The organism is Meiothermus hypogaeus, assembly GCF_003574035.1.
In the GTDB taxonomy this organism is placed as follows: domain Bacteria; phylum Deinococcota; class Deinococci; order Deinococcales; family Thermaceae; genus Meiothermus; species Meiothermus hypogaeus.
In genome coordinates, this window is the sequence record NZ_QWKY01000125.1 from 1 (window position 1) to 6,461 (window position 6,461).

8 protein-coding genes are annotated in these 6,461 nt (G+C 60.1%); 5 read left to right on the top strand and 3 right to left on the bottom strand.

Annotated features, from left to right (window positions below):
- Positions 1 to 470: 470 nt before the first annotated feature.
- Positions 471 to 698, top strand: coding sequence for a cold-shock protein (locus Mhypo_RS16935; RefSeq protein ID WP_027876425.1), 228 nt, complete (start codon positions 471 to 473; stop codon positions 696 to 698).
- A gap of 303 nt (positions 699 to 1,001) precedes the next feature.
- Positions 1,002 to 1,475 (top strand): GNAT family N-acetyltransferase, encoded by a 474-nt coding sequence (locus Mhypo_RS16940; protein ID WP_119342418.1) that lies wholly within the window; start codon positions 1,002 to 1,004, stop codon positions 1,473 to 1,475.
- 107 nt (positions 1,476 to 1,582) lie between these two features.
- Here the strand turns inward: Mhypo_RS16940 and Mhypo_RS16945 are convergent, their stop codons facing one another.
- The 3 genes from Mhypo_RS16945 to Mhypo_RS16955 all read right to left on the bottom strand — a co-directional run bounded on the left by Mhypo_RS16945 (position 1,583) and on the right by Mhypo_RS16955 (position 3,664).
- Complete coding sequence (locus Mhypo_RS16945) at positions 1,583 to 1,819, bottom strand: DUF1653 domain-containing protein (RefSeq protein WP_119342419.1); 237 nt, start codon at positions 1,817 to 1,819, stop codon at positions 1,583 to 1,585.
- Between the two features lie 76 nt (positions 1,820 to 1,895).
- The gene (locus Mhypo_RS16950) at positions 1,896 to 3,032 is read right to left on the bottom strand and encodes an acetoin utilization protein AcuC (RefSeq protein ID WP_119342420.1); all 1,137 of its coding nucleotides are present in this window, start codon (positions 3,030 to 3,032) and stop codon (positions 1,896 to 1,898) included.
- Positions 3,029 to 3,664, bottom strand: a complete 636-nt coding sequence (locus Mhypo_RS16955; protein ID WP_119342421.1) for a CBS and ACT domain-containing protein — start codon at positions 3,662 to 3,664, stop codon at positions 3,029 to 3,031. Before Mhypo_RS16955 ends, Mhypo_RS16950 begins: the two co-directional genes overlap by 4 nt.
- 143 nt (positions 3,665 to 3,807) lie before the next feature.
- Between Mhypo_RS16955 and Mhypo_RS16960 the strand changes: the two genes are divergently transcribed.
- From Mhypo_RS16960 to Mhypo_RS16970, 3 genes are all read left to right on the top strand, one after another.
- Positions 3,808 to 5,466, top strand: a complete 1,659-nt coding sequence (locus tag Mhypo_RS16960; protein ID WP_119342422.1) for a putative ABC transporter permease subunit — start codon at positions 3,808 to 3,810, stop codon at positions 5,464 to 5,466.
- Between the two features lie 3 nt (positions 5,467 to 5,469).
- The gene (locus Mhypo_RS16965) at positions 5,470 to 5,871 is read left to right on the top strand and encodes a hypothetical protein (protein WP_119342423.1); all 402 of its coding nucleotides are present in this window, start codon (positions 5,470 to 5,472) and stop codon (positions 5,869 to 5,871) included.
- A gap of 69 nt (positions 5,872 to 5,940) precedes the next feature.
- Positions 5,941 to 6,294 carry a hypothetical protein gene (locus Mhypo_RS16970; RefSeq protein ID WP_119342424.1) on the top strand — a complete coding sequence of 118 codons (354 nt, stop codon included), beginning with the start codon at positions 5,941 to 5,943 and terminating at the stop codon, positions 6,292 to 6,294.
- Positions 6,295 to 6,461 lie beyond the last annotated feature (167 nt).

Consider the following 6,461-nt stretch of genomic DNA (forward strand, 5'->3'; position numbering starts at 1 on the left):
CCGCGTAGCGGAGGGCGATACCGCCCCTTGGAAGGGAGACGCTTTCTTCGCCGACCGACAGTGAAGGGCCATCGGCCCCCGGCTAGCGCCGGTACTCAAGGGAGGGGTGTGCTCTAGGATTCAAAAAGACAGCCTCTGGTGTTTTTGGTTTTGTAAACTGTCTTTTTGAATCCGGTATAACATGCGTCTGCACCCAGACGCATTCTCGTGTTTGCGGGCAGCAAAGTCTGTGAAGTGTGCGATGGGCTCCGAGTTTTAACACGTGCTAGACACACAGCACTTCGGAGTGCTATCTTGAGGCGTCTGGGAGTTTTCTGAGGTGGCCCATGTTGTTCGTCCGCAAGGTCTGGCTATGGTAGGTACTGTCTCCATGGCCCGAAAGGCGGGCGGGTGGTCTTTGGGTAGTTCAGCGCCTTGGTCCTGGGCCGGGTTACGTACTGAAGCAGGGGTTGCCCGTGGTAAGGAGCAGTATGCAAAAAGGCAAAGTGAAGTGGTTCAATGCGGAAAAGGGCTATGGCTTTATTCAGCGTGAAGAAGGTGAGCCGGACGTATTTGTGCACTACAGTGCTATTCAGTCCCGTGGCTTCCGCACCCTGAACGAAGGCGATGTGGTGACCTTCGAGATTGAGCCGGGCAAGAATGGTAAAGGCCCCCAGGCCGCCAATGTAAACGTGGTGGAAGCGGCCAAGCGTTTTTAGTTCGATATCTCGGCTAAAGAACCCTCGGGAAACCGAGGGTTTTTGTTTTGGGGAGCGGCATTGTGTGCTCGATCGGGCACCCAGGGCCATTCTTCGGCCCTGGGGTTTTCGCTGTACCCTAACCACACACCAATGAAGTGCAACCCATGTACTTATTGCGTCGTAGTGATGGGAAGCAGGATCGCCCACACACCCACAGACAATGGGCGTGCCAAAGAGTACCTACACGTGATTAACTACACGAGCCCCTGGGTTGCAAATTACAACCAAATCTAATGTTTGCCAATACAATCAAGGCAAACTATGAAAGTCTCTGCACATCTCGACTTCCTGCCCGTTAGTACCGATTCGGCTTCTGTTGTGCATAGCCTTTACTTGAATTGCCCCACTTATATCGCCCTGATTGGGGGCGACACGCCTACCCTCAACGATATTCAGCGCGAGCTCGAGACCCTGCGCCATGACACCCGGCGGCAGGCTTTGTTGTTGAAGCATGAGGATCATGTGGTAGGTTTTCTCGACTACAAGGTAGCCTACCCCGATCTGCACTCGGCTACCATCAGCCTGTTGCTGATAGATGAAAGCCTGCAAGGACGGGGCCTGGGCAAGGCTGCCGTGGAGCAGCTCGAGACCCTGCTACGTGGCCGGATGGATCGGCTCTACGCAGTGGTGTATGGCAACAACGAACAGGCTAAACGCTTCTGGGAACGGGTCGGCTTCGAGCACCTGCGCGATAGTGGCCCCACCCTGAGCTGGTATCTAAAGCCCTTGAAGTAGCCGGAGCAAGGCTTATCCTTATGCCTGGGCCATCAAGCGGACCAGGCCCTTTGGCAAAAAGGCATGTCCCAATACCTCAGGGAAACTGCAGGGCTTTTGGGACAGCTTCATTGTTCCGGGCTTCCGCTTTCCCCCAGGTAGCGAAACCGGGGTATGGGCTTGCCATCGACCTCCACATCCTGCAAAAACATCTTTAGCGGGCGCACCCAGAAGGTTTCGGGCTCCGTGCCGTAGCGGGTTTCGTAGACCACGTACCACTCCTCGGTCTCGGAATGCCGGGCCAGGCCATGCACCCAGTAGTGCTTGCCCTTGTAGTGTTGGTAGAGGCCAGGTTTGAGTTGCATCTTTACCCGCCTTGCGAAACTTGTCTTGTGTAATCTTTACACAAACTACAGGCCGGTAACCAGAGCTGCTGTGCGCCTAGTTCCAATAAGGGCGCACCGACTCCAGCATCCGCTCGGTCACCTGGCGGTTGCGTCGCTCAATTTCGGGTTTGCGGGGAATTTCGGGATAAGCCCCCTCGGGGTCGAGCAGGGTGTGGGTGAGGAAGTGGCCGAGCTGGGTGCCCCAGCGCCTGAGCCAGGGTTCGGGAAGATGCTCGGGCAGGGGCAGGCCTTGCAGGGTCAGGTAGAGGATGGCCCAGATGCGGCTGGTGGCATCCAGGCTGTACCCACCGCCCAGGGTATAGAGGGCATTTCCGCTGGAGAAATGGGCGGCGTACTGGCGCAGGAGGGGGAAAATTTTGCTATAGGCCCGGGTGGTGAGCAGAATTTCGGCCAGGGGGTCCTGGTAGTGCGCGTCGGCGCCGCACTGGATGACCAGGGCGTCGGGGCGGAACCAGCGCAGGGCGGGCTCGAGGCCCATCTGCAGCACCTCCAGGTAGGAGTCGTCCTCGGTGAAGGGTTCCAGTGGAATGTTCAGCTTGCGGCCGGTGCCCAGGGCCTTGCCGATTTCGTGGGTGTGACCGGTGCCGGGGTAGAGATAGCGGCCCGATTCATGTATCGAGAAGGTAAGCACACCCGGTTCGTCGTAGTGAATCCACTGCACCCCATCGCCGTGATGCACGTCAATATCAATGTAGGCGACCCGCAGGCCCTGGTTGGTGAGGTGGCGAATGGCCACGGAAAGGTCGTTGTAGACGCAAAAACCCGAGGCCAGGTCTTTCTGAGCATGGTGCAGACCGCCCCCCAGTTGCAAGACCTCCTTGGCCTGGCCGCTCGAGATCATCCGCGCCGCTGTAAGGGTGCCCCCCACCAGCCAGCGGGTGGCCTCGTCCATACCGGGAAAGATGGGGGTGTCGGCGGTGCCGATGCCGTAGTGGTCGAAGTCGGGCGAGTGTTCGCCCCGCCCGGCGGCCTCGACGCGCCGCACGAACGACTCCAGGTGCACGCTGCGCACGTCCTCGCGGGTGGCCTGGGCCGCTTCGACAAAATGCAACGGGTGGCCCAGGTGCTCCAGCAAGTCCAGGAGCATCTCGAGCCGCACCGGACTAAAAGGATGCTGCGGTCCAAAGTTGTACAGCTTGTACTGGGGGCTATATACGACCGGAACGCTCATAAGCTCTTGCCAGGAATTTCGGGGGGCCAGCGCACCTCGTAGCCTTTCTGACGCAGATCTCTGGCTATCTTGCGCGTATCCAGTGTGCCCACCCGCACCACCGTGGTGACGGTACCTTCGCCACAGGGGTAGGTCAGCAGGGAGTGGATGTTGATGTTCTGCTGGGCCAGCTCGCCGCTCAGCCGGGCCAGCTCGCCGGGCCGGTCGTCGAGGCAGACCTCGAGCCGCCCGCTGGGCTTTTGCACCCCGGTCAGGCGCAAAAGCGCATCCAGCAGGTCAATCCCAGTCACGATGCCCACCAGCTCCTGGCCCTCGAGGATGGGCAGGGCCCCAATTTTGCGCTCCCGCATGACCCGGGCCGCCTCCTCGACCGCATCCAGCGGTTCGCCGGTGAACACCGGCCGGGTCATCACCTGCTCGACGGGGGTCTCGGTGGATTTAGCTCCCCCGGGAGCAAAGGGGCTGGTGGCCAGCCGAATGTCGCGGTCGGTAATCATGCCGACCAGGCGGCCCTCCTTCATCACCGGAATGTGCCGAATGTTGCGCTGTAGCATGATGTGGTAGGCGGCCTCGAGGGTTACCGAAGCATCCACTGTCAGCACCGGGCTATGCATCACGTCTTTGACTAACATTTGCTTCAGTCTACGGTACGGCCACCAGGGGCATTTGTCAGTAGGCTGAAAACCAGGAGCCAAACGCTAAAAGCTCCATGCTTTGAGCTTGGCAGCGCAAACGCACCAACGGTTGGCCCTGGATGCTCTACACTTTAGGCTGGATGTTTACCCTGCGCTTGCAACTTCTGTGGAACGGCTTTCGCCAGGCCCCGGCTTCGGCCCTGGTGGGGCTGTTGCTGGGGGCTGGGCTGGCCTATGGGGCCTGGGCAGGGACAAGCTGGTTTCTGAACTTCATCTCCAACGAACTCTTTGGCAGCAATACATTTGTGAACCGCCTGGCGGCGGCCTTTACCCGCGATGTGCTGGTGGAGCGCATGCTGGGCAGCCTGCTGCTGGTGCTCTCGAGCTCGGTGGTGCTTTCTGCGCTGCCCAACGCGGTGGTGGTGCTCTACACCTCCGAAGACCTGCCCCTGCACCTGGCCCTCCCCCAGAAGGCCAGCCGGGTTTTTATGTTCAAGGTGGGCGAGGTATTCGTGACCACTGCCTTGCTCCCCACCCTGCTGGTGCTGCCAGTGCTGTTTGCTTATGGGGCGCATTACGGCGCACCTCCACTGTTCTTTGCGGGCGCAACCCTGGTGGCCCTGGCCCTGTTCGCCTTTCCGGTGGTGCTGGGGGTGGGGTTAGCCCTCCCGCTGGTGCGGTATGCCCCCGCAGGCCGGGCCCGCGAGTGGGCGGCTGCGCTGGGGGCAGTGCTGGGGGGGCTGCTCATCTTCCTGCTGCGGGCTTTGCGCCCCGAGGTGCTGCTCCAGACCAACTTTGCCAACCCGGAGGAGCTCGACCGCTTCCTCCAGACCTTCCGCGACCCCAGCGCCCCCTTTTTGCCTTCGGCCCTGGCCCAGCAGGCCCTCAAGGGGCTTTCCAGGGGCGAGGTAGAGCCGCAGTTCTGGTTGTTGCTGGCCCTCTCGGGAGGGCTGCTGATGCTGGCAGGGCTGGTAGCGGGCTATGCCTACCAGCAGGGTTGGGTGCGGGCTTTGGAGGGCACCGTGCGCGAACGCGGGATTTTGCGCCCTGGCCTGCTGGATCGTGGGTCGGCTTCCAGTGTGGCCCTGGCGCTGTGGGTGCGCGACCTGCGCCTGTTCTTCCGCGATGCCAACCAGGCCTCGCAGCTCATTCTGGTGGGGGTGCTGGTGCTGTTGTACACCACCAGCCTGCAATACCTGCCCCTGGGCGATACCCGCTTCCAGCTGGTGGCGGGTTTCATGCACCTGGCCTTCCAGGGGTTTGTGATTGGGGGGGTGGGGGTGCGGCTGGCGTATCCGCTCTACAGCCTCGAGGGCCCCGCCTACTGGATGCTCCAGACCGGGCCGGTCTCCAAGCTAACCCTCCTGTTGACCCGGTTTGGGCTGGCCCTGTTCTTTCTGGTGCCGCTGGGCCTGGCCCTGGGCTTATACTCCCCTCGAGTAATTGGCCTAGACGACAACCTCACCCAAATCTCCTTGATTTTGGCGCTGGCCTCAGCCATTGCAGCCGCTGGCCTGGGGGTGGGCCTGGGGGCGGCCTTCCCCAAGTTCGATGCCTCCAATCCTGCCGAGGTGCCCGTTGGCATCGGTGGCTTTTTGTATATGGGCCTTACTCTGCTGCATGCGGGGCTGCTGGTGGTACTGGCCAGCCGCCCCGTGTACCTGGCTATTACCCAGCGCCAGTCCGACTACCTGGGGAGCGCAGAAGGCCCCTTATGGCTATTAATTGTGGTAGCCACAACCCTTATTCCGGCTGTGCTGGCGCTGTGGTTTGGCTACCGCAGAATGGGAGAGAGATAAAATATGCGCATACTGTTAGCTCTGCTCGTGTTGGCCCTGGGGGTTGGGCTGGCCCAGTGGCAAAATCGTCAGGCCCTCATCACCGATTTTCGGCAGATGCAGGGGGTCTGGACGGTCAAGCTCGATTATGTCGAGGTGAAGGATTGCAACCGAGACGACTGTCCGGCGGGTATCGAGGTTTCCAACCAGAACCCCCTGATTCGCACCTTTCGCTTCACCCCCAGCACCAAAATCTGGCTGCTCAAAAATGCTGGGGAATACTTCCAGGCCACCCCCCAGCAGCTCATCCAGGGCCTGGGGGGTCGGAATTTTGGCTGGTCTTTTGATAAATACACCCCCTTTTACATCAAGGTAAACGAAGCCCGGCGCGAGATCCTCGAGCTCAAGCAAATGTACCTGCCCTGAGGTTGGTAGGGGGGATCTGGGATCGGCTATTCGTTCAGGGGGGCTTGCCTGAACAGGCATTTTTCTGCTATGGACGATAAAAAATACAACCCTCTGCGCCTGATGATCTTGGCCAGCCTGGTACTTTACTTTATCTACCTGGCCAACAAGCCACAAAATGAAGCTGTTTCTAGCCAAGCACAGCCAGTCCCGGTTACAAAACCAACAACCTGCAATGCCCGGATTGAACAGGTGGGTTTATCCAGTTACGAACTCCGCCTCCGCATTAGCGGGGCCGCCGAAAGTATCGTCGTTTACACCGAGCAGGGCAACCTGACTGCCAGCACAACCGAGGTCGGCAGTGCCGGTGAGTATCGTATTCGAACCCCCGGCCCGGCTATGGCTATTCAAATCGATGACTGTCCGGCGCTTAACCTGAGGTAAGCACCAGCCCTGGACGACCTGCCATAGGGCTAGATCGATTTGATACCAGATTCGGTTAGTTCGTCACCAAAGGGTGACGAACTAACCCGACCGAAGTTATCCGCGTAGCGGAGGGCGATACCGCCCCTTGGAAGTTATCCGCGTAGCGGAGGGCGATACCGCCCCTT

Excerpts from the sequence above, each read along its gene's own strand:
- Mhypo_RS16945 (WP_119342419.1), bottom strand. The coding sequence starts at position 1,819 with ATGCAACTCAAACCTGGCCTCTACCAACACTACAAGGGCAAGCACTAC.
- Mhypo_RS16970 (WP_119342424.1), top strand. The coding sequence starts at position 5,941 with ATGGACGATAAAAAATACAACCCTCTGCGCCTGATGATCTTGGCCAGC.
- Mhypo_RS16935 (WP_027876425.1), top strand. The coding sequence starts at position 471 with ATGCAAAAAGGCAAAGTGAAGTGGTTCAATGCGGAAAAGGGCTATGGC.
- Mhypo_RS16965 (WP_119342423.1), top strand. The coding sequence starts at position 5,470 with ATGCGCATACTGTTAGCTCTGCTCGTGTTGGCCCTGGGGGTTGGGCTG.
- Mhypo_RS16960 (WP_119342422.1), top strand. The coding sequence starts at position 3,808 with ATGTTTACCCTGCGCTTGCAACTTCTGTGGAACGGCTTTCGCCAGGCC.
- Mhypo_RS16940 (WP_119342418.1), top strand. The coding sequence starts at position 1,002 with ATGAAAGTCTCTGCACATCTCGACTTCCTGCCCGTTAGTACCGATTCG.
- Mhypo_RS16955 (WP_119342421.1), bottom strand. The coding sequence starts at position 3,664 with ATGTTAGTCAAAGACGTGATGCATAGCCCGGTGCTGACAGTGGATGCT.
- Mhypo_RS16950 (WP_119342420.1), bottom strand. The coding sequence starts at position 3,032 with ATGAGCGTTCCGGTCGTATATAGCCCCCAGTACAAGCTGTACAACTTT.